Origin of the sequence: Janthinobacterium sp. NKUCC06_STL, from assembly GCF_019345455.1 — a bacterium.
GTDB classification, from domain to species: domain Bacteria; phylum Pseudomonadota; class Gammaproteobacteria; order Burkholderiales; family Burkholderiaceae_D; genus Janthinobacterium; species Janthinobacterium rivuli.
The window spans coordinates 1-233 of the sequence record NZ_JAHKQY010000052.1 but is presented as its reverse complement, the minus strand read 5'-3'; the positions used below and the strand labels follow the sequence as shown (position 1 = coordinate 233).

At 51.5% G+C, this 233-nt stretch carries 1 rRNA gene; it reads right to left on the bottom strand.

Features of this window, described 5'->3' with window-relative positions:
- Positions 1–233: ribosomal RNA gene (locus KO539_RS29955) — 16S ribosomal RNA — on the bottom strand; the annotation flags it as partial.

Genomic DNA, 233 nt, shown 5'->3' with positions numbered 1-233 from the left:
GCAACTAATGACAAGGGTTGCGCTCGTTGCGGGACTTAACCCAACATCTCACGACACGAGCTGACGACAGCCATGCAGCACCTGTGTACTGGTTCTCTTTCGAGCACTCCCCAATCTCTCGGGGATTCCAGCCATGTCAAGGGTAGGTAAGGTTTTTCGCGTTGCATCGAATTAATCCACATCATCCACCGCTTGTGCGGGTCCCCGTCAATTCCTTTGAGTTTTAATCTTGC